Source organism: Micromonospora yongxingensis (assembly GCF_052601155.1).
In genome coordinates, this window is sequence record NZ_JBQXEO010000003.1 from 165,075 (window position 1) to 184,976 (window position 19,902).

A 19,902-nucleotide genomic window follows, 5' to 3' on the forward strand; every position below is an offset into this window, starting at 1 on the left:
CGGATCAGGTCGTGGTGTCGCGCAGCGGCTTGCCCTCGCGCATGTCGGCGAGGATGTCGCGCATCTCCCCGTCGCCCAGCGAATGCTTGTCGTGCTGCGCCTCGACCAGTTCGTACAGCTTGGTCTGCACCCGGCCGACGCCCGGGACGTCCGAGAGGACCGACTGGCCCCGCTCGCCGGCGGACTCGATGGTCAGCGTGCCGCAGCCGAGCACCCGCTCCAGGAACCGCTGGTTCATCGAGTGGTCGTTGATCCGGGTGAGCGGGATGTCCCGCCGATCCCGGGAGAAGACACCCTGCTGGAGCAGCACCCGCTCATCGGTGAACAGGTAGTGCGTGGTGCGCCAGACCAGGAACGGCCACAGCCCCAGCCAGAGCGCCGCCACCAGCGCGATCACGCCGATCACGGCCAGCGCGATCGACCCACCACCGCTCGAGGGCAGCAGCAGCACGCCGGCCACCACCGCGGCGACGGCGAGCACCAGCACCGCGATCGGCCGGATCAACGCCTTCCAGTGCGGGTGCAAGTGCAGCACGACATGCTCGTCCTCGGTGAGCACGTCTTCGGGGAACGCCACGGCAACCTCCAACGGGGAAACGACGCGCTGACCGTAAACCCCCCACCCGGGTAGACAACATCCGCCACGCGGCCACCCACCCACTCTTCGCGATCTTGCACTTTCGGTCGCCGTTGTGCGGCTTTCGACCTTTTCACCCAGGCAGCAACTGCAAGATCGCGGAGAGTGGGCGACGGGTCAGCGCAGGTGGAGGACGTCGCCCGCCGCTAGGACGCGGTTGCCGGTGGGGGTGGTGATGAGGAGTTGGCCGTCGGCATCGACGCCGGTGGCGGTGCCGGTCACGTCGTCGCCGTTGGGCAGCAGGATTCGCACGTCACGGCCGATCGTGGCGCAGGCCGCCAGATAGGCGTCGCGCAGGCCGCTCGCCACGGCGTCCCCGCCGGCGGACCGCCAGCGGTCGTACCAGTCGGCCACCGCCCGCAGCAGCGCCCGGAGAAGCGGGTCCCGGTCGGTGGCCGCCGCGCCGGCCAGTTGCAGCGAGGTGGCCGGCAGCCCGGTCGGGTTCACCGGCAGCTCCTCGGCGCGCAGCGTCACGTTGAGGCCGATGCCGAGCACGATGGCCGGCGGCTGGGCCGGCGAACGCCCGGGAATCCCCTCGGCCAGCACGCCGGCGCACTTGGCGTCGCCGATCAGCAGGTCGTTGGGCCACTTCAGGGACGCCTCCAGCTCGGCCAGCCGGGCCACCGCCTCGACCAGCGCGACGCCGGCCAGCAGCGGCAGCCAGCCGTACCCCGTGGGCGGTGCCGCCGGCCAACCGCGGTCCGGCACGGCCTCACCGGGCCGCAGCAGCACGCTGGTGGTGATCCCGGCCCGCGGCGGTGACTGCCAGACCCGGCCGCGCCGGCCACGCCCGGCGGTCTGCCGCTCGGCGACCACGACCAGTCCCTCCGGCTCGCCGGCCCGGGCCGCCTCGGCCACGTCGGCGTTGGTGGAACCCGTCTCGGTGAGCAGGTCCAACCGGGCCCACGGGCCGTGCGGCGCGACCAGCGCGCGCCGCAGCCGGGTCGCCGACAGTGGCGGGCGGTCCAGATCGGTGTACGGGGAGCCCGGCATGCCGCCAGCCTACGGCGGCGCCCGCACCGCACTGAGGTGTACTGCACAGCGGCGGCGACCTGAACCATCGTTATATTCCCAGGGTGACTACCGAGACCGGGACCAACATGCACAGCACCGCGGGCAAGCTGGCGGACCTGGAGCGCCGCGTCGACGAGGCGGTGCACGCCGGATCCGCACGCGCGGTCGAGAAGCAGCACGCGCGCGGTAAGAAGACCGCCCGCGAGCGGATCGAGATGCTCCTCGACGAGGGCTCCTTCGTCGAGCTGGACGAGCTGGCCCGGCACCGGTCCACGGCCTTCGGGCTGGAGAGGAACCGCCCGTACGGCGACGGTGTGGTCACCGGCTACGGCACGGTGGACGGCCGGCAGGTGTGTGTCTTCGCGCAGGACTTCACGGTCTTCGGCGGTTCGCTCGGCGAGGTCTTCGGCGAGAAGATCATCAAGGTGATGGACCTGGCCATGAAGATCGGTTGCCCGGTGGTCGGCATCAACGACTCCGGCGGGGCGCGCATCCAGGAGGGCGTGGTCTCGCTCGGCCTCTACGGCGAGATCTTCTTCCGCAACGTCCGGGCCTCCGGGGTCATCCCGCAGATCTCCCTGGTGATGGGTCCCTGCGCCGGCGGCGCGGTCTACTCCCCCGCGGTCACCGACTTCACCGTGATGGTCGACCAGACCTCCCACATGTTCATCACCGGCCCCGACGTGATCAAGACGGTGACCGGCGAGGACGTCGGCATGGAGGAGCTGGGTGGCGCCCGGACGCACAACTCGCGCAGCGGCAACGCGCACTACCTCGCGAGCGACGAGGAGGACGCCGTCGAGTACGTCAAGGCGCTGCTGTCGTACCTGCCGTCGAACAACCTCGACGAGCCGGTGGTCTACGAGGCTCCCGCCGAGCTGGCGATCAGCGACGAGGACCGCGAGCTGGACACGCTGATCCCGGACTCGGCCAACCAGCCGTACGACATGCACCGGGTGATCGAGCACGTCCTCGACGACGGGGAGTTCCTGGAGGTCCAGCCGCTCTACGCGCAGAACATCGTGGTCGGCTACGGCCGGGTCGAGGGGCGTCCGGTCGGGGTGGTGGCCAACCAGCCCATGCACTTCGCCGGCACCCTGGACATCGCCGCCTCGGAGAAGGCCGCACGGTTCGTCCGCACCTGCGACGCGTTCAACATCCCGGTGCTGACCTTCGTGGACGTGCCCGGGTTCCTGCCCGGCACCGGCCAGGAGTGGGACGGCATCATCCGCCGGGGCGCGAAGCTCATCTACGCGTACGCCGAGGCGACCGTCCCCAAGGTCACCGTGATCACCCGCAAGGCGTACGGCGGGGCGTACGACGTGATGGGCTCCAAGCACCTGGGCGCGGACCTGAACTTCGCCTGGCCGACCGCGCAGATCGCCGTGATGGGCGCGCAGGGCGCGGTGAACATCCTCTACCGCTCCGAGCTGGCCGGCGCCGAGGACCCGGCGGCGGTCCGCGCCGAGAAGATCGCCGAGTACGAGGACACCCTGGCCAATCCGTACGTGGCGGCCGAGCGCGGGTACATCGACTCGGTGATCCCGCCGCACGAGACGCGCACCCAGATCGTCCGGGCGCTACGAATCCTGCGCACCAAGCGCGAAACCCTTCCCCCGAAGAAGCACGGCAACATCCCCCTCTGAGCGCGCTCGGGGCCTGCGCAACTTCAGGGAAAGAGTGGCCTCCGGGCGCCCGGAGGCGCCTACATCCCTGAAGTTGCGCGGATCGGGAACCGGCTCACGTCAGCACGGCGGGTTGGCGGCGAGGCACATGCGGCGGGCAGCCACCTCGGCGAGGCGGCTCAGCTCCGGCTCGGTGCCGTCCCGTCCCAGGGTGAGCACCGCGACCACATCGCCCACCCGCACCACCACCGTGCTGGTCGGTCGGGGCGCGTCGCCAATGATCTCACCGGTCTTCTGGTCGCGGACCGGCGACTGGGTGTGACGCACCATGGCGGCTCCGTCGCCTGCGAAGCCCCGCTGGACGACTGTCCAGTTGTGCACGGCCTCCGCGGTCACCGTCTGTTCCGCCGTCGTGTAAGGCCCGGCGCTCGCCCAGTCGGCGCAGGTGGCGAGCAGTCGGTCGAGGTCGGCGAACAACGACGCACCCGTCTCCGGCGCCACCCGGTACAGATCCTGCTTGAGCAGCAGGTCACCGACCGTGTGGTCGACGCCGACGGGGCGTTCCCGCAGCAGGGTCTGCGACCGTGACCAGCGGGACATCGGCCAGGTCGGCGTCATCCCCCGGCTCTGCCCGCAGTAACCCAGCATCGGATCCACCCGGATCGGCTGCGCGAAGTCCGACTCGCCGAGCTGCACCTGCGCCGGCTGCGCCAGGTCGCCCGGCTGCACCAGGGACTCGGCGGCGATCTCGCCACGGGCGGCTGGGGTCGGGGAGGCCGAGGCCGCCACCGGAGGCGGCACCGACTCTCCACCCCCTCCGGTCGCGACGAAGGCGGAAACGCCCGCGAGCGTCAGCACGACCGTCGCCGCCACGGCGGTGCGTCGGCCGCGCCGCCGGGCCCGGGCCCGGATCTCCTGCGGCTCTGGCCATCGCACGTCCTCCAGGTCACGGCGGACCTGTTCGACGAATCCCAGGTCGTCACGCATCGGTAGCCTCCTCCAGATCAGAGACGGCGAGCAGCCCGGCGAGCGCGGCGCGCCCCCGGGAGAGCCGGGCCTTGACCGTGCCGACCGGGGCATCGGTCTCCCGTGCCACCTCGGCGACCGGCATGCCGACCAGGTAGTAGAGGGCGATGGCGACGCGTTGCTCCTCGGGCAGCCGGCGCAGCGCGGCGACCACCTCGACGGTGTCGGTGCCCGGGCCGGGAACGGTCTCGGTGGCCCCGTGCCGCAGGTACGCGCGGGCCCGACTGCGCAGGCTGCGCCACCGGCTGACCGCGATGCGGCTGGCCACCACCCGCACCCACGCCTCCGGCTCGTCGTACTGGCTGACCGTCGACCAGCGCTGCCATGCCCGGATGTACGCCTCCTGCACGGCGTCCTGCGCCTCGACCCGGTCGCCGGTGAGCACGTAGACGAAACCGAGCAGCCGTTGCCGGCTTCCTCGGTAGAACTCGTCGAACCCGTCGACGTCCGGCACCCACTACCTCCCCGTGTCGGTCGCAGGGAACACGCGCCGGGCGGGGCCGTCGGTTGCCACGATCAGGCGAGCATCTTCTCCAGCTCGGCGAGCGGGAACGCGCCGGCCGCGATGCGCTCCCGGACGGCCCGGCGCACCGCGCGCTGCACAGCCACGTTGGCCGGCGTCGGTACGCCGTGCAGCCTGCCCAGCAGCGTGATCTCCCCGTTGAGGTGGTCCACCTCCGTGGAGCCGGTGCCCCGGGCGAGACTCTGCCAGGTGGAGCCGCCGGAGCGACCCTCGCCGTCGACGGGCCGCTGCTGGACGAGGTCGCCGCGTTCGGCCTTCTCCTCCTCCGGCGAGGTGTGGGCGATGCTCGCGGCGGCGAACGCGGCCAGGCCCTCGGCGCGTACCCGCTCGGCCAGCGCCTCCGGGATGTCCCGGCCGAGCAGCGCCTGCAGGCCGTTGCCGAGGTTGCTGAGCAGCTTGCCGTACTTCCAGCGCATCACGTCCGGCCGGATCGGAGCGACGAACCCGGCGGCGGTGAGGTCCGCGGCGACCCGTTGATCGGTGTCGTCGGCGCCGGACGGGTACCGCCCGACATGCAGCATCTCGGGGTGCGGGTATCCGTTCGCCACCACCACGCCCGGCTCCAGGTGGGTGGCCGGCAGCCACACGCAGACCGGATGCACGTCGGCGAAGAGTCGCAGCGCGGCGCGTTCGTTCGCCACCCCGTTCTGCGCGGTGACCAGCGGCAGCCGCTCGCCCGCCGTGCCGCCGCCGGCCACCGGCGCGTCCACCCAGGCGGCCAGCGCGCCGGAGGTGTCCTGCGACTTGACGGTGAGGACCAGCACCGTGTCGGCGGGCAGCGGCTGGTCGCCGGGGCCGTCCACGGCGGCGAGCCGGGCGGTGACCTCGCCGTCGGGCTGGCGCAGGGTCAGACCCCGCGCGCGGATCGCGTCCAGGTGCGCGCCCCGGGCCACCAGGGTCACGTCCCGGCCGGCCTGGGCCAGCCGTACGCCGATGGTCCCGCCGACCGCGCCCGCCCCGATGATCACATATCGCATGGCCTCATTCTGCCCGTCCCGGCGACGTGGCAGAGCCGGCGCTGACCGACCGGCGGTCGGGCTCTGCGATCAGATGGTCAGGCCGGCGTCGCTGAGGATCGGGCCCGCCAGCAGCAGGGCTCCGGCGACGAGCGCGACCACGTTGACCAGGGCGAAGAAGGTCACCCAGAAGAACGCCGGGAACGGGGTGAGCCCGGCGAGCTGATCGGCGTCGGAGGCGGGCATCCGGCCGCGGGAGCGCAGCCGTTGCAGCTCCACCACCGGCCGCAACCCGCCGAGCAGCAGGAACCACACCCCGGTGTACGCGAACGCGGCCTGCACCTGCGGGGTGGCGTACCACGAGACTGCGAGCACCAGGGCGCCGGTGACCAGCAGCGACACCACGCCGAAGGCATTGCGGATCATGACCAGCATGGCGAGCAGCAGCGCCACCGCGACCCAGAGCAGCAGGGTGATCCGGTTGCCGCCGAGCAGCCAGGCACCGGCCAACCCGACCAGCGGTGGGGCGACGTAGCCGGCGAGCAGGGTGAGGATCATCCCCGGCCCGGTGGGTCGGCCGGCGGAGAGCGTCAACCCCGACGTGTCCGAGTGCAGCCGGATGCCGCGCAGCTTACGGCCGGTGAGCAGGGCGATCAGCGCGTGCCCGCCCTCGTGGGCGATGGTGATGGCGTTGCGGGCGATCCGCCACGGCAGTCGGGTGCTGACCACCACCAGCGCGACGGCCGCGGTGATCAGCACCAGCAGCGAGGGCGGGTCCGGCTGTGCGCCGAACAGCGTGTCCCACAGGTCGCCCAGCCCGTCGATCGACATCATGGGGCGCGAGCCTACCGGCGGCGTTCGGTGTCGGTCCCGGGCCACCGCCTCGTATCGTGTGAGACTGATCGGGTGGCGAGCGGAGCGGGAGCTGAGCGCACGTGAGCGCAGCGCCCCTGGAGCCGCATGTCGGACTGTGGACCGAGGCCGACTACTTCGCCCTGGGCGAGACGCCTGACCGGATCGAACTGCTCGACGGGAGCCTGCTGGTCAGCCCTGCCCCGAGCCGACGACACCAGCGGGTGTCGCGTCGACTGGCGAACAGCATCGAGACGGCAGCAAATCCTCACGGTCTATCGGTCTACGATGTGATCAACGTCCGGCTCGGCATCGATCGGGTCGTCATTCCGGATCTCGTCGTGACTGATGTCGACGACGAGGGCACCTTTCTCGACGCCGATCGAGTGTCTCTCGTCGGTGAGGTCGTCTCGCCGGGTAACGCCGCCGCCGACCGCCTGCTCAAGATGCAGCTCTACGCCATCGCGCGGATCCCTTGGTACCTGCTGGTCGAACAGGACGGCGACTGGCACTCCCTGCGGCTGTTCCGGCTCGACGGCGGGCACTACGTCGAGGACCAGGTGGCCAAGCCCGGCGAGACGCTGACCATCGTGGAACCGTTCCGCTGGCAGCTCGACCCAGCCGCCCTGCGCTGACCCGGTTCACCGCGAAGTCGCCGGGCCACCGACACCCGTCGGTGAAAGTTTCTTCAGTAACTCTTGTGATCTAGGGCACTAACCTCCAAAGATGGGCGTCAATAGAAGACGTCCTTGGAGGCAGCCATGGCCCGTACCAGATCACCGCTGCGCCGCGTGCTCGCGGCCGGCCTCACCGTCCTCGCCACCGCCGCGGCGGCCCTGGTCGCGACCGCCGGTCCGGCGGCCGCGGCGACCACGCCCGGCATCGACGTATCCCGCTACCAGGGCACCATCAACTGGACGAGCGTCCGCAACGCCGGCATCCAGTTCGCCTTCATCAAGGCCACCGAGGGCACCAGCTACAAGGACCCGAACTTCAACGCCAACTACGTCAACTCGTACAACGCCGGGGTGATCCGCGGGGCGTACCACTTCGCCCGGCCGAACATCTCCGCCGGTTCGACCCAGGCGAACTACCTCGCGTCCAACGGCGGCGCCTGGTCGGCCGACAGCCGGACGCTCCCCGCCGCATTGGACCTCGAAGCCAACCCGTACGCGGGCGGCTACTGCTACGGGCTCAGCACCACCGGCATGCGCAACTGGGTGCAGGACTTCCTGAACACCTACCGCTCCCGCACCGGCCGCTACGCGGTCATCTACACCACGACCAGCTTCTGGAACCAGTGCACCGGCAGTTGGACCGGCCCGTGGGCAAACCACCCGCTCTGGCTGGCCCGCTGGTCGAGCACGCCTGGCACGCTGCCGGCCGGCGCTCCGGTGTGGAGCTTCTGGCAGTACACGAGCACCGGCGTCGTCTCCGGGATCAGCGGCAACGTGGACCGCAACTACTGGAACGGTGACCGCACCCGGCTGATCGCCCTGGCCAACAACACGCCCTGATCCACACGGTCCGCCCGCCTGGGGAGGCAGTTGGCGGCAGCGGGATCGGCTGTCACCTCACGGTCGACAATCGGTCCGGCTGCCGCCACGCCACCGGTACGGGGTCAGGCCCGCCGTCGGCTCATGACCGGCACCGCCACCGGCGCGTCCTCACGCACCAGAGCGCCCCGCCGGGTCAGCTTCCACACGCCCACCCCGCAGACGGCAACGGTCACGACGCTGAGCAGTGCGATGAACGCCCCGATGCCCGCGCTGACCAGCAGCAGGACCACGTCACCGAGTGCGACGAGCATCCACAGTGCCAGCCGGGGCCGAGCGTCCCTCCGTCGGTAACCCATGTCGTACCTCCTTCCGTCGTCGAAGGTCAGGTACCCAGGACGACGGAAGGTCATGCGAATCAGTTTCGTACCGGTGCGAATCCCGCCGCTCAGTCCTGGCGGTCGGGCACGAACCCCTTGGCGATCCGGTCGAAGTTCGGCAGGTTGGCCTGCCAGTCCTTCTCGGCGATCTCCCACCGCAGGGCGTACCCACGATTGCTGGCCGTCACGAAACCGCGGTTGCGGACGTGGATCCTGGTCCCGTCGCGGGTCTCCAGCCACTCCCAGTCCGCGCAGGTCTTCCAGAAGTCGCAACGCCTGATGTCGATGTACTGGTAGTCGTTGACGAGGTTCTTACGAGATCCCTCAAGGCTCTTCCAGTCGGCGTACGCGTCCTTCTTCGGCGTCGGCGTCCACTGCACGAGCAGCTCGCCCGGCCCGTTGGACTGGTCGAAGACGATCGTGTTGCCGTCGACCTGTCGGCGTACCCAGCCGTCGGGCAGCGGCAGGCTGAAACCAACGGGGTCCCGGTGCAGCTTCCAGCCCGGCGGCAACGCGTTCGGATCGACCGAGGGAGTTGCCGACGGCGTGGGACTCGGAGCGCTGCTGGTGGGCGGGGGCGCCGCCGGCGCGGACGTCTGCGCGGGCGCCGACGTCCCGGCGGCCCCGGTCGGGCCGGCCTGCGGGGTGTCCTCGTCCTTGCCGCCGAGCTTCGGCACGATCACCGCGAGGCCGATGAGCAGCAGGACCACCACGGCCCCGATCAGCAGGTTGCGTCGGTTGTTGTTCGGCTTCGTGCCGTCCGACGGCGGCACCGCCGCGCGCCCGACCGGGTCCACCGCCGCAGGCATGACCGACGTGGGAGTGGTCGGCCTGCGCTGCTCCGGTGCCACCGGTGGGCCGTCGACCGCGGTCGGCTCGTCGTCGGCCACCGTCGTACCGCCGCCGGGTGAGTCGTCCGGAGCCGCGGCGCTCGTCGCCGGCTCGGCGGCTGAGACCTCCGGGCGGTCGATCGTGGCGGTCGGTTCCGCGGGCACGGCCGCGGTCGGGTCAGCGTCCGCGCCGGAATTCACGACGGCCGTCGGCGTCGCGTCGGCGGCGGAGGTCGCGGCGGGGGTCGCGGCAGCAGCCGCCGGCGGCGGGGTGGGCGCCGGCGGTGACACCGGCTGGTCGGCGCGGTCCTCGGCAGGTCGCGGTGCCGGCACGTGCGGCGGGCGCGGTTCGCGTGGACCGTTCGGCCCTGGCCGGCGTACGCCATCAAGCAGCGAGATGCTGCGCGCCCGCTTGCCCCCGGCGCGGCGCAGAAGCCTCTCCGCCACCTCGGCGGTGATCCGCTCGTCCGGGTCCTTGCGCAGCAGTCCGTTGAGCACGGCCTTGAGCGGGCCGGCGTTCTTCGGCGGCGGTATCGGCTCGGTGGCCAGCGCGGCCAGCGTGCCGATCGCGGACGGGCGGGCGTACGGCGACTTGCCCTCGACCGCCGCGTAGAGCGTCGCGCCCAACGACCACAGGTCGGCCTCCGGCCCGGCGGTGCCGTCCCGGGCCCGCTCCGGCGAGATGTACGCGGGCGAGCCGAGCACCATGCCCGTGCGGGTGACGTTCGGGTCACCCGGAATGGTGGCGAGACCGAAATCGGTCAACACCACCCGCCCGTCGTCGCCGAGCAGCACGTTGCCCGGTTTGACGTCGCGGTGCATGACGCCCGCCTTGTGCGCCGCGTTGAGGGCGCCCAGCACGCCGAGCCCGATCTCGACCGCGCGGGCCGGCGACACCGGCCCGTCCTCGGCGAGGGTGTCCTGCAACGACTTCGACGCCACGTACTCCATGACGATCCACGGGTCGCCGTCGGTGCGCAGCACGTCGAAGATGCGCACGACATTGACGTGGTTGAGCCGGGCGATGGCCCGCGCCTCCCGCAGCGAGCGCTCGCGCATCTCGCGGCGCTCCTCGTCGGTGAGGCCGGGCGGCGGCACCAACTCCTTGATGGCGACGTCCCGGTGCAGCACCTCGTCGCGCGCCTTCCACACCCGACCCATGCCGCCCTGGCCGAGCGGCGACAGAAGCCGGTATCGGTCAGCGACAAGTTGGGGAAGCGCGTTCGACATCGGTGAGACGGTACCCGGAGCGCCCGACTGTCACACCGCCGGCACGCCACTGTGCGTTCCCCGCAACTTCGCGCCGCGTACCCTGGCGTCATGTCTGCCGAAGAGCCCCTGTTCCGGGTCGTCCGCGGCGTGCCCACCGCCGAGGAACTCGCGGCCCTGGTCGGGGCGATCGTCGTCCGGTCCCGCCCGGCCGCCGCCCCCTCGCCGGTGGCCGCGTCCACCTGGGCGCGCAGCGGTCGACCGGCCGGCACGGCGCTCGCGGCCGGTCCCGGCGGGTGGCGCTCCGCCGGCCTGCCCCGCTGACCCGAACCGCCGCGCGGGGGCTGCCAGGGTCGCTCCCAGCCGTTAACCTCACTCAGGGAAACGGTGCAGTGACGGTAGGGAGGATCGATGATCCCCGAAGAGGACCAGCCGACGGCCTGGCTGCGTAACTACGGCGGCATCGAGGCCGACATCCGACAGCTCCGGGAGTTCGCCGACCGGCTCGCCGCCGAGGTCGAGAGCAACTACGCGCCACACCTGTCGTACATCGCCGACGACATGTCCGCGAAGGTGCCCAACCCCTGCGACGCCTTCATCGAGCTCGTGACGTTCCTGCACGCACACCACGAGACGCAGCAGGCCACGACCGACATGGTGTACGCGGTCCGCGGCGCCACCGGCCACCTGGCCGCCGCCGCAGACCGGGTCGCCACCCAGTACGCCGACACCGACGCCTTCTCCGCCGCCCGGGTGGGGGACGTCCAGCGGGCACTCGCCGACCCGACGACGGTCCTGCCCGGCGGCCCGACGCCAATGCTCAGCGATCCAACCGGCCCCGGCAGCGAAAGGCCGGTGGTCCTGCCGTGATCGAACGGGGCAGCGGCCGCACCTCCGGCGTCACCGACTGGCAGCTGATGGACGTCAACAGCATGTGGGCGTGCCTACAGGACCACGACACCGCCAACCACTGGAAGCAGGTCGCCGGCTGGCGCAAGGTCTGCGACCTGGCGCAGATCCACCTCGGCCGCCTCCAGGAATACCGGCGCGGCCTCGCCGAGGCGTGGCCACCGCAAACCAGCGCCGCCTCCAGCACATACCTCGCCCAGCTCGACGAGCTGATCGACAAGGTGCGCCGCACCCACGACGCCGCGGCCGCCAACTACACCGCACTGTCCGCCGCCACCCAGGCCATCGGCACCACCCGCGCCGAACTCCGCAAGGTCTACGAGGAGTACGCGGCCAAGCTCCAGCAGAAGCAGGCGTACGAGGCGACGGCCGCCGACCCGAAGGCGATCATGGGCAGTCGGGTCACCGAATCACCCGTGGCCGACGGTGAGCTGGAACGGCTGAACACGCAGGCCCGCGCCATGATGTTCAACCTCAGTGGCGAACTCCAACAAGCCCAAGCCACTCTCCAAAAACCACCAGCGCGGCCTGCACCCCGAGTTGACGAACAGCTCTCTACTACGGCAGCAGATACAGCTCCGATAATCCCTCCGATTGTTCCGGTTCCCTTGTCGGCATCGAAGCCCAATATGGCGGTCGACCCGCAGTCGAGTACCCCGCGTGTCGAGCGAGTGCCGATCGCGACTGGAATGGGGCCCGTACTTGGCGGTGCCACTGCGGCACCAGCGACGCCAATCCAAGACCTGCCCCGCACCCCACAATTGGGCTCCGTTAACACACCATCTAGTGTGGGTCCGCCCTCAACGCTCGGACCTATGCCCAAGGTGCCGAGAGCGCTCAGGCCGTCAGCGGAGCAACGCGGGCCGATGGGACGATCAATGCCCGAGACCACGAAGGGTGGGGCCAACCCGACGGCATCACCCCGCCCGATGCCGCCAGGGGGTTTGATCGGTGGAACACCTGGGCTAGGGCTTGGCCAGCCAGGCATAAACCCTACGTCGCCTCGTCGCGTCAATCCCATAGGTGGTGTCATCGGTGGCGGCGGCGCTGGCACGGCGCCGGCAGGAGGAGCAGGCTCACGGCCTAGCGCTCCTCGCACTCACGGTGGCATGAATGGCTTTGCTCCCCTTGGCGGCTCCCCTGGCATAGGTACCGGATCAAGCATTAATAGCCCACATGGTCGACCTAGCCAGCGGGATCAGCGTGACGGCGACGGCGAGCCCCATCGGTGGGACCCGGACCACCCGTGGAAAACGGACCAAGGAGTAGCCCCAGTGGTACGCCCGCCGGAGGAGGACGGCCCAATCGACCCTGGCCCCGCCCTCGGCCTTCCTCGGTGAGATCCCATCTCGTCCTCACCCTTCTGGTTGCGTTGGGCCTTCCGGTGGGAGCCGCAACACCGACGTCACAACCGGCTCGCCAGATCAATGAGGACCAGTGGCACTTGAACTACCTCAAGGTTGCCGATGCACACAAGATTAGCCAAGGCGAGGGGGTAACCGTTGCGCTTCCTGATAGTGGCGTGGAGTTACATCAGGACCTGCGGGATAATGTCCTGATCGGAAAGGACATAATCGCTGGAGGCAGCGGCGATGGCCGGACAGACAGAGATGGCCACGGCACGGGGATGGCCGGTCTAATTGCCGCGCACAGCGAACGGGGCTTAGGAGCTTCCGGTGTCGCACCCAAAGCTAAAATCTTGCCAATCTTTTGCTCGCCCCCAGGCTTAGATGGAGACACAGACGCACTTGCGTCTGCGATCGAATATGCAGTCAGCAGCGGCGCGGATGTCATCAGCGTTTCGATTACTGGAGGATCTAGTGCACGACTGCAGCAGGCGGTCAGAATCGCCGCACAAGCTGACGTCATTGTCGTGGCCGGAGCCGGAAACGCACCTCGGGAACAGCTTGTCGGTTACCCTGCACGATACCCAGAGGTGATTGCTGTCGGTGGGATAGATCGAGACGGTAATCATGCTGCGATCTCCGTGACTGGACCGGAGATCGATGTGGTCGCGCCGGCGGTTGACATCTACAGCACGAGCATCAACGGCAAGTACCGCAAGGGCACCGGCACCTCCGACGCGACGGCCATCGTGGCGGGAGCCGCAGCCCTCATCCGGTCCAAGTACCCCTACCTGCCCGCGCAGGAGGTGGCGCACCGCCTGACGGCCACGGCCGTCGACAAGGGTCCGCCTGGGCGCGACGACGAGTACGGCTATGGCGTGATCGACCTGGTGGCGGCGCTGACGGCAGACGTACCCCCGTTGGGGTTCGAGTCGGCGAGCGCGCCGGCCGGCGGTGGCCCGACCACGACGGCCGCCGCCCGGCCGGGCGACGACGACGGCGCGACGGTGCGGGGTCTGGCGACCCTCGGCGTGATCGTGGCCGCCGGTGCGGTGTGGGCGCTGGCGGTGCGGCGGCGTCGGCGCGGCGACGATCCGCCTCCCCGAATCAGTCGCTGAGCGGGAGATGGCGCGGCGATCGACTCGGGATCATTGATGTCGGGGTGTCAGGGGTGGTGGGACAGCCCGATATCAAGGAAGTGGAGTGGATCATGGCGTGGGCGTGTATAGCGGGAGTGGCCGCGACCGCAGCCGGTTGGAAGGTCGTGGCGGGCGGGGTGGCCGGGGTGGTGAGCCGGTAACGTCGGTCGGGTGTCTGTTTCCCTGCCGCTCCGCCTCGTGCTCGCCTCGGCGAGCCCTGCCCGTCGCAAGTTGCTCCAGGCCGCCGGCATCGAGCCGGATGTGCTGGTCAGCGGGGTGGATGAGTCCCTGGTAGTGACCGAACGAGCCGAGGACCTGTGCCTGGAGTTGGCTCGGCTCAAGGCGCAGGCGGTGCTGACCCGGCTGAGCCCGGCCGCCGACCAGCGGACGCTGGTGATCGGCTGTGACTCCGTGCTCGCGTTCGATGGGGAGATCCTCGGCAAGCCGGCCGATCCTGCGGACGCCACCCGGCGGTGGCAGCGGATGCGGGGCCGCAGCGGCGTTCTGCACAGTGGGCACTGTCTGATCGACGTCGCCGCCGGGCGTCGGGCGGAGGCGGTCGCCTCGACCACCGTCCACTTCGCCGACATCAGCAACGACGAGATCGCCGCGTACGTGGCCAGCGGTGAGCCGCTGGCGGTGGCGGGCGCGTTCACCATCGACGGGTTGGGTGGGGCGTTCGTGGAGCGGATCGAGGGTGACCCGGGGACGGTGGTCGGGCTGTCGATGCCGCTGCTGCGCCGGCTCCTCGCCGAGTTGGGTCTACGGGTCACCGACCTGTGGACGAAGGTCGCGCCGGGCGGCCAGACCGTCGAGCCGCTCGGTAACGTCCCGTCATGACCACCAAGTCGATCCCGCTCACCGACGAACTGCACGCATACCTGGTCGCGCACGGCTCCCCGCCGGACGAGATCATCCGGGACCTCGCGGAGGAGACCCGGTCGGTGCTGCCGGAGCACGCCACCATGCAGGTGGCCCCGGAACAGGCCGCGTTCCTGACCTTCCTCACCAGGCTGCTCGGTGCGCGACAGGCCGTCGAGGTCGGCACGTTCACCGGGCTCTCGTCGCTGGCGATCGCCCGGGGCCTGCCCGAGGATGGGCGGTTGACCTGCTTCGACATCTCCGAGGAGTTCACCGGCATCGCCCGGCGCTACTGGTCCCGGGCGGGGGTGCAGGACCGCATCGACCTGCGGATCGGCCCGGCCGGGGACACCCTGCGGGAGTTGCCCCACGAGCGGTACCTGGACTTCGCGTTCATCGACGCGGACAAGACCGGCTACCCGATCTACTGGGCGGAGCTGGTGCCCCGGATGCGTGCGGGCGGGGTGATCGCCGTCGACAACGTGCTGCGCGGCGGCCGGGTGATCGCGCCGCAGAACGAAGCCGACCGGGCCATCGCCGCCTTCAACGACGAGGTCCTGGCCGATGTGCGGGTTGACCCGGTCATGTTGCCGGTCGCCGACGGACTGACCCTGGCCCGGGTGCGCTGAGCGCCGGTATCCCCTCAACGCGGATATCGGGGTGTCCCCGTGTGAGGACACCCCGATATCCAGTGAAAGCCAGAAGGCATGCGTCAGCGGACGCTGCGGGCGAACTGGCGGGCGGCCCAGACGACCCCCGCCGCGGCGAGCACCGCCGTGATGCCCAGGCCCTGCCAGACCTTGTCGCTGCCCAGGTCGCCGGCGAACAGCGCCCGGGTGCCGTCGACCGCCCAGGAGAACGGGTTCCAGTCGGCGATGCCCTGCAACCAGCCGGGTGCGAAGGTCAGCGGCAGCAGGATGCCGGAGAGCAGCAGCACCGGCTGCGCCACCGTGTTCATCAGCGGGGCCAGGGCGTCCTCGCTCTTGACCTTGAGCGCGACGCCGTAGGAGACGGCCGAGGTCATCAGCGCGATCAGAGCCAACATCAGGTACGCCAGCAGCAGGTCCCCGATGAACACCCGCAGGTCGAACAGGAGCGCCAGCAGGGTGATGATGACGGCCTGCGCCATGAGCGAGACCACATCGCGCAGCGAGCGGCCGAGCAGCAGTGCGAGCCGGCTGATCGGGGTGACCCGGGAGCGTTCGATGACCCCGGCGCGCAGCTCGGCGATCAGGCCGAAGCCCTGGAACAGGCCACCGAAGATGGCCAGCAGCACCAGCAGACCGGGTACGAAGATCTTGTAGGCGGCGGCCTGGGTGGGCGCGTTCAGCGCCGGCTTGAGCAGCGGGGCGAAGAGCAGCAGGTACATCACCGGCTGGAAGACGCCGACGAAGACCCAGACCGGGTTGCGCAGCAGCAGCTGGGTCTGCCGCTGGAAGATCAGCCAGGTGTCACGGGCGAATTTCATGAGTCGTCTCCGGGTGGTCAGGACTCGCGCAGCGAGCGGCCGGTCTTGGTGAGGAAGACGTCGTCCAGGCTGGGCCGGTGCAGCTCGATCGAGCGCAGGTCCAGCCCGGCCTGGTCGAGCCTGCGCAGCACCTGCGGGATCGCGGTGGCGCCCTCGTCGACGTAGAGGCGCAGGCCGCCCTCGTCGGCGGTCTCCAGCTTGTTGACGTACGGCTCGGCGTCGAGCAGCTGGGCGGCCTGTGGGGTGGCGGCCAGGTCGAGGCCGACCAGCACCACGTCGCCGGAGATCTCCCGCTTGAGTTCGGCCGGGGTGCCCTCGGCCACCACCTCGCCGTTGTCCATGATCGCGATCCGGTCGCAGAGCGCGTCGGCCTCGTCCAGGTAGTGCGTGGTGATGAAGACGGTCATCCCGTCGCGGCGGAGCCGTCGGATCTCATCCCACATGTGCGCGCGGCTCTGCGGGTCGAGGCCGGTGGTCGGCTCGTCCAGAAAGACGATCTTCGGCTCGTGGATGATGCCGAGCGCGATCTCCACCCGCCGTCGCTGACCGCCGGAGTAGGTCTTGCACTTGCGGTCGGCGTACTCGGTGAGCTGGAAGGCGTCCAGCGCGCGGGAGGCGCGCTGTTGCGCGTCGGCCTTGCCGATGCCGTACATCCGCGCGTGCAGCACCAGCTCCTCGCGGGCGGTCGACTCGTCCCAGGTGCTGCCGCCCTGCGGGACGTAACCGATCCGGCGGCGCACCTCGGCCGGGTCCTTGCGCAGGTCGGCGCCGGCGATGGTGGCCTCGCCACCATCGGGCTCGATCAGCGTCGCGAGCATCCGCAGCGTGGTGGTCTTGCCGGCGCCGTTCGGGCCGAGGAAGCCGAAGATCTCACCCTCGGCGACCTCGAGGTTGACGCCGCGCACGGCGTCCACCGTCTTCGTCTCTCGACCCGCGCGGGAGCGGAACGACTTCCGCAGCCCCCTGGTCTCGATCATCTCTGCTCCTGGTCGTCCGGGCCGGCGGCGGCCGGCCGTCGAGAGGGGACGACGCCGGACGGCGCACTCCCCCGCTGTGCCGACAGCAGGCTAACGCGATATAGCTCTTATGGTCAACGTTGATTATTTCGCGTCGGACGCTCCGTCGGTCCACTGCGGCCAAACCTCGGCGTTCTCCAGCTCAGCAGGCAGGTACGACACTCCGGATTCGATCTTCTCGGCGATCCGCTCGCACCAGGCCATCTCCGCCTCCGCCCGCGCCGACCAGAGCTCGAACATCCACCCCACGTGTACGGGCTTGGTGTTGCGCACCCAGTCCGACTGCAGGGAGGCGCGCATCGACTCGATGCCGGCGCGCAGCAGGTTGGCCCGGTTGCGCAGGGCCGCCGCCGCCTCCGACCGCGGCATCGCGGGCAGGAAGGAGAACGCCGCCGTGAACGGGTCCACCGGCTCGGAGAAGTTCCACCAGAGGTTGCGCAACAACGTCTCGAACTCGTCCTCCCCCTTGGCGGTCACCTCGTAGGTGGTACGTGCCGGACGGGCACCCACCTGCTCGATGGCGACGGCACGCAGCAGCCCTTCCTCGGTGAGTTTGCGCAGCGCGTGGTAGATCGACCCGGGCTGCACGTTGGCCCACTTGTCGGCGCTCCAGCTCAACAGCTCGCGGCGCACGTCGTAGCCGTGCACGGGCTGCATCCACCGCACCAGCCCGAGGATCATCATCCGAGTCGCAGACACCGCACAAGCGTATTAGCCAAGTTTGACTAGGGGCGGCAGGGACAGTGCGGCATCCCACACTGAGCGATCGTTAGGGCCGCCAGGGTGGCCGATACACTCCCGGTCAGTAACCTGCCGGGAGGAGCCACGAAGGTGCGCAAGGTACTTATCGCCAACCGCGGCGAGATTGCCGTCCGGGTGATCCGCGCCTGCCGCGACGCCGGCCTGGGCAGTGTCGCGGTGTACGCGGACTCCGACCGCGACGCCCTGCACGCCACGCTCGCGGACGAGGCGTACGCGCTCGGCGGGGACAGCGCGACCGAGACGTACCTGCGCATCGACAAGCTGCTCGACGTGGCCGCCCGGGCCGGCGCCGACGCCGTGCACCCCGGCTACGGCTTCCTGTCCGAGAACGCCGACTTCGCCCAGGCCGTCATCGACGCGGGGCTGACCTGGATCGGCCCCACCCCGCAGGCGATCCGGGACCTGGGTGACAAGGTCACCGCCCGGCACATCGCCCAGCGGGCCGGCGCGCCGCTGGTCCCCGGCACCCCGGACCCGGTGGCCAACCCGGACGAGGTGATGGCGTTCGCCGTCGACCACGGTCTGCCGGTCGCCATCAAGGCCGCCTTCGGTGGCGGCGGGCGCGGCCTCAAGGTGGCCCGGACCATGGAGGAGATCCCCCAGCTGTTCGAGTCGGCGACCCGGGAGGCCGTGGCGGCGTTCGGCCGGGGCGAGTGCTTCGTCGAGCGCTACCTGGACCAGCCGCGGCACGTCGAGGCGCAGGTCCTCGCCGACCAGCACGGCAACGTGATCGTGGTCGGCACCCGGGACTGCTCGTTGCAGCGCCGGCACCAGAAGCTGGTCGAGGAGGCACCCGCGCCGTTCCTCACCGACGCCCAGCGCGCGCAGATCCACGACAGCGCCAAGGCGATCTGCCGTGAGGCCGGCTACCACGGCGCCGGCACGGTGGAGTACCTGGTCGGCGCCGACGGCACCATCTCCTTCCTGGAGGTCAACACCCGGCTCCAGGTCGAGCACCCGGTCACCGAGGAGACCGCCGGCATCGACCTGGTCCGCGAGCAGTTCCGGATCGCCGACGGGGAGAAGCTGCGGATCACCGAGGACCCGACGCCGCGCGGGCACTCCATCGAGTTCCGGATCAACGGCGAGGACCCGGGCCGCAACTTCCTGCCCGCCCCGGGCACCGTCACCGCGTTGCGGCTGCCCACCGGCCCCGGCGTGCGGGTGGACACCGGCATCTCGGCCGGGGACGTGATCGGCGGCAACTTCGACTCCCTGCTGGCCAAGGTCATCATCACCGGTGAGACGCGGACCGAGGCGCTGGAGCGGGCCCGCCGCGCCCTCGACGAGATGGTGGTCGACGGGATGGCCACCGCGCTGCCGTTCCACCGGCTCGTGGTGCGGGACGAGGCGTTCACCGCCGAGCCGTTCACCGTGCACACCCGGTGGATCGAGACCGAGTTCCACAACACCGTGCCGCCGTTCGGCGCCGCAAGTGCCGCCGAGGCGCCGGCCGAGCGCGAGACCGTCGTGGTCGAGGTGGGTGGCAAGCGGCTGGAGGTCAGCCTTCCCGCCGGCTTCGGCGGGGGTACGACCACCGCGGCGCCAGCCACGCGCAAGCCGACCCGGCGCGGCGGCGGGGCCAAGGCCGGCACCCCGGTCGGTGGCGACGCGCTCACCTCGCCGATGCAGGGCACCATCGTCAAGATCGCAGTCGCCGACGGTGACACCGTGGCCGAGGGTGACCTGGTGGTGGTGCTGGAGGCGATGAAGATGGAGCAGCCGCTGCACGCCCACAAGGCGGGCACGGTCAGCGGGCTCACCGCCGAGGTCGGTGCCGTGATCACCGCCGGCGCCGCGATCTGCACCATCGCCTGAGCTGTCCGGAAGGCCCCTGACGGCCCCGGCGGAGG

20 protein-coding genes are annotated in these 19,902 nt (G+C 70.6%); 9 read left to right on the plus strand and 11 right to left on the minus strand.

The genetic code is table 11. The features are described 5' to 3' along the window. Nucleotides 1-4: 4 nt before the first annotated feature. Both ACTWLT_RS06305 and ACTWLT_RS06310 read right to left on the minus strand, forming a co-directional pair. A complete protein-coding gene (locus tag ACTWLT_RS06305) occupies nucleotides 5-577 on the minus strand; it encodes a PH domain-containing protein (RefSeq protein ID WP_445317505.1) in 573 nt (190 codons plus the stop codon). 177 nt (nucleotides 578-754) lie between these two features. Beyond that, a complete protein-coding gene (locus ACTWLT_RS06310) occupies nucleotides 755-1,630 on the minus strand; it encodes a biotin--[acetyl-CoA-carboxylase] ligase (RefSeq protein WP_445317506.1) in 876 nt (291 codons plus the stop codon). A gap of 83 nt (nucleotides 1,631-1,713) precedes the next feature. Between ACTWLT_RS06310 and ACTWLT_RS06315 the strand changes: the two genes are divergently transcribed. Beyond that, nucleotides 1,714-3,297 (plus strand): acyl-CoA carboxylase subunit beta, encoded by a 1,584-nt coding sequence (locus ACTWLT_RS06315; protein WP_445317507.1) that lies wholly within the window; start codon nucleotides 1,714-1,716, stop codon nucleotides 3,295-3,297. A 99-nt stretch (nucleotides 3,298-3,396) separates the two neighbouring features. Here the strand turns inward: ACTWLT_RS06315 and ACTWLT_RS06320 are convergent, their stop codons facing one another. The 4 genes from ACTWLT_RS06320 to ACTWLT_RS06335 all read right to left on the minus strand — a co-directional run bounded on the left by ACTWLT_RS06320 (nucleotide 3,397) and on the right by ACTWLT_RS06335 (nucleotide 6,615). Next, nucleotides 3,397-4,263 (minus strand): hypothetical protein, encoded by an 867-nt coding sequence (locus tag ACTWLT_RS06320; protein ID WP_445317508.1) that lies wholly within the window; start codon nucleotides 4,261-4,263, stop codon nucleotides 3,397-3,399. Beyond that, the gene (locus ACTWLT_RS06325; RefSeq protein ID WP_252415804.1) at nucleotides 4,256-4,756 is read right to left on the minus strand and encodes a SigE family RNA polymerase sigma factor; all 501 of its coding nucleotides are present in this window, start codon (nucleotides 4,754-4,756) and stop codon (nucleotides 4,256-4,258) included. The genes ACTWLT_RS06320 and ACTWLT_RS06325 overlap by 8 nt, the downstream gene beginning before the upstream one ends. 62 nt (nucleotides 4,757-4,818) lie before the next feature. Beyond that, nucleotides 4,819-5,802, minus strand: a complete 984-nt coding sequence (locus ACTWLT_RS06330; RefSeq protein ID WP_445317509.1) for a ketopantoate reductase family protein — start codon at nucleotides 5,800-5,802, stop codon at nucleotides 4,819-4,821. A gap of 69 nt (nucleotides 5,803-5,871) precedes the next feature. Beyond that, nucleotides 5,872-6,615: a M50 family metallopeptidase gene (locus ACTWLT_RS06335; RefSeq protein WP_445317510.1), complete on the minus strand. Its 744-nt coding sequence runs from the start codon at nucleotides 6,613-6,615 to the stop codon at nucleotides 5,872-5,874. 101 nt (nucleotides 6,616-6,716) lie between these two features. Here ACTWLT_RS06335 and ACTWLT_RS06340 point away from each other — a divergent pair, with 101 nt between their 5' ends. Together ACTWLT_RS06340 and ACTWLT_RS06345 are read left to right on the plus strand one after the other, a co-directional pair. Further along, the gene (locus ACTWLT_RS06340) at nucleotides 6,717-7,268 is read left to right on the plus strand and encodes a Uma2 family endonuclease (RefSeq protein WP_445317511.1); all 552 of its coding nucleotides are present in this window, start codon (nucleotides 6,717-6,719) and stop codon (nucleotides 7,266-7,268) included. A 126-nt stretch (nucleotides 7,269-7,394) separates the two neighbouring features. Further along, a complete protein-coding gene (locus ACTWLT_RS06345) occupies nucleotides 7,395-8,150 on the plus strand; it encodes a GH25 family lysozyme (protein WP_445317512.1) in 756 nt (251 codons plus the stop codon). Nucleotides 8,151-8,254: 104 nt separating this feature from the next. On the opposite strand, the gene ACTWLT_RS06350 is transcribed toward ACTWLT_RS06345, so the two are convergent. Together ACTWLT_RS06350 and ACTWLT_RS06355 are read right to left on the minus strand one after the other, a co-directional pair. Then, nucleotides 8,255-8,488 carry a hypothetical protein gene (locus ACTWLT_RS06350; protein ID WP_252415809.1) on the minus strand — a complete coding sequence of 78 codons (234 nt, stop codon included), beginning with the start codon at nucleotides 8,486-8,488 and terminating at the stop codon, nucleotides 8,255-8,257. 89 nt (nucleotides 8,489-8,577) lie between these two features. After that, nucleotides 8,578-10,569: a serine/threonine-protein kinase gene (locus tag ACTWLT_RS06355; protein ID WP_445317513.1), complete on the minus strand. Its 1,992-nt coding sequence runs from the start codon at nucleotides 10,567-10,569 to the stop codon at nucleotides 8,578-8,580. Nucleotides 10,570-10,659: 90 nt separating this feature from the next. Between ACTWLT_RS06355 and ACTWLT_RS06360 the strand changes: the two genes are divergently transcribed. The 5 genes from ACTWLT_RS06360 to ACTWLT_RS06380 all read left to right on the plus strand — a co-directional run bounded on the left by ACTWLT_RS06360 (nucleotide 10,660) and on the right by ACTWLT_RS06380 (nucleotide 15,432). Further along, complete coding sequence (locus ACTWLT_RS06360) at nucleotides 10,660-10,872, plus strand: acyl-CoA carboxylase subunit epsilon (protein ID WP_445317514.1); 213 nt, start codon at nucleotides 10,660-10,662, stop codon at nucleotides 10,870-10,872. A gap of 87 nt (nucleotides 10,873-10,959) precedes the next feature. Then, nucleotides 10,960-11,418, plus strand: a complete 459-nt coding sequence (locus ACTWLT_RS06365; protein WP_445317515.1) for a hypothetical protein — start codon at nucleotides 10,960-10,962, stop codon at nucleotides 11,416-11,418. A 1,375-nt stretch (nucleotides 11,419-12,793) separates the two neighbouring features. Beyond that, nucleotides 12,794-13,921, plus strand: a complete 1,128-nt coding sequence (gene mycP / locus ACTWLT_RS06370) for a type VII secretion-associated serine protease mycosin (protein WP_445317516.1) — start codon at nucleotides 12,794-12,796, stop codon at nucleotides 13,919-13,921. A 192-nt stretch (nucleotides 13,922-14,113) separates the two neighbouring features. Continuing rightward, entirely contained in the window at nucleotides 14,114-14,782 is a 669-nt protein-coding gene (locus ACTWLT_RS06375; RefSeq protein WP_445317517.1) for a Maf family protein, read from the plus strand. After that, nucleotides 14,779-15,432, plus strand: a complete 654-nt coding sequence (locus ACTWLT_RS06380) for an O-methyltransferase (RefSeq protein WP_445317518.1) — start codon at nucleotides 14,779-14,781, stop codon at nucleotides 15,430-15,432. The genes ACTWLT_RS06375 and ACTWLT_RS06380 overlap by 4 nt, the downstream gene beginning before the upstream one ends. An 83-nt stretch (nucleotides 15,433-15,515) precedes the next feature. Here ACTWLT_RS06380 and ACTWLT_RS06385 read toward each other — a convergent pair whose 3' ends face one another. The 3 genes from ACTWLT_RS06385 to ACTWLT_RS06395 all read right to left on the minus strand — a co-directional run bounded on the left by ACTWLT_RS06385 (nucleotide 15,516) and on the right by ACTWLT_RS06395 (nucleotide 17,971). After that, nucleotides 15,516-16,271 carry an ABC transporter permease gene (locus ACTWLT_RS06385; protein WP_445317519.1) on the minus strand — a complete coding sequence of 252 codons (756 nt, stop codon included), beginning with the start codon at nucleotides 16,269-16,271 and terminating at the stop codon, nucleotides 15,516-15,518. Between the two features lie 17 nt (nucleotides 16,272-16,288). Next, the gene (locus ACTWLT_RS06390) at nucleotides 16,289-17,248 is read right to left on the minus strand and encodes an ATP-binding cassette domain-containing protein (protein ID WP_252415818.1); all 960 of its coding nucleotides are present in this window, start codon (nucleotides 17,246-17,248) and stop codon (nucleotides 16,289-16,291) included. Between the two features lie 123 nt (nucleotides 17,249-17,371). Next, nucleotides 17,372-17,971, minus strand: a complete 600-nt coding sequence (locus ACTWLT_RS06395; protein WP_445317643.1) for a PadR family transcriptional regulator — start codon at nucleotides 17,969-17,971, stop codon at nucleotides 17,372-17,374. Nucleotides 17,972-18,118: 147 nt separating this feature from the next. Here ACTWLT_RS06395 and ACTWLT_RS06400 point away from each other — a divergent pair, with 147 nt between their 5' ends. After that, nucleotides 18,119-19,867, plus strand: a complete 1,749-nt coding sequence (locus tag ACTWLT_RS06400; protein ID WP_445317520.1) for an acetyl/propionyl/methylcrotonyl-CoA carboxylase subunit alpha — start codon at nucleotides 18,119-18,121, stop codon at nucleotides 19,865-19,867. Nucleotides 19,868-19,902: the final 35 nt, after the last annotated feature.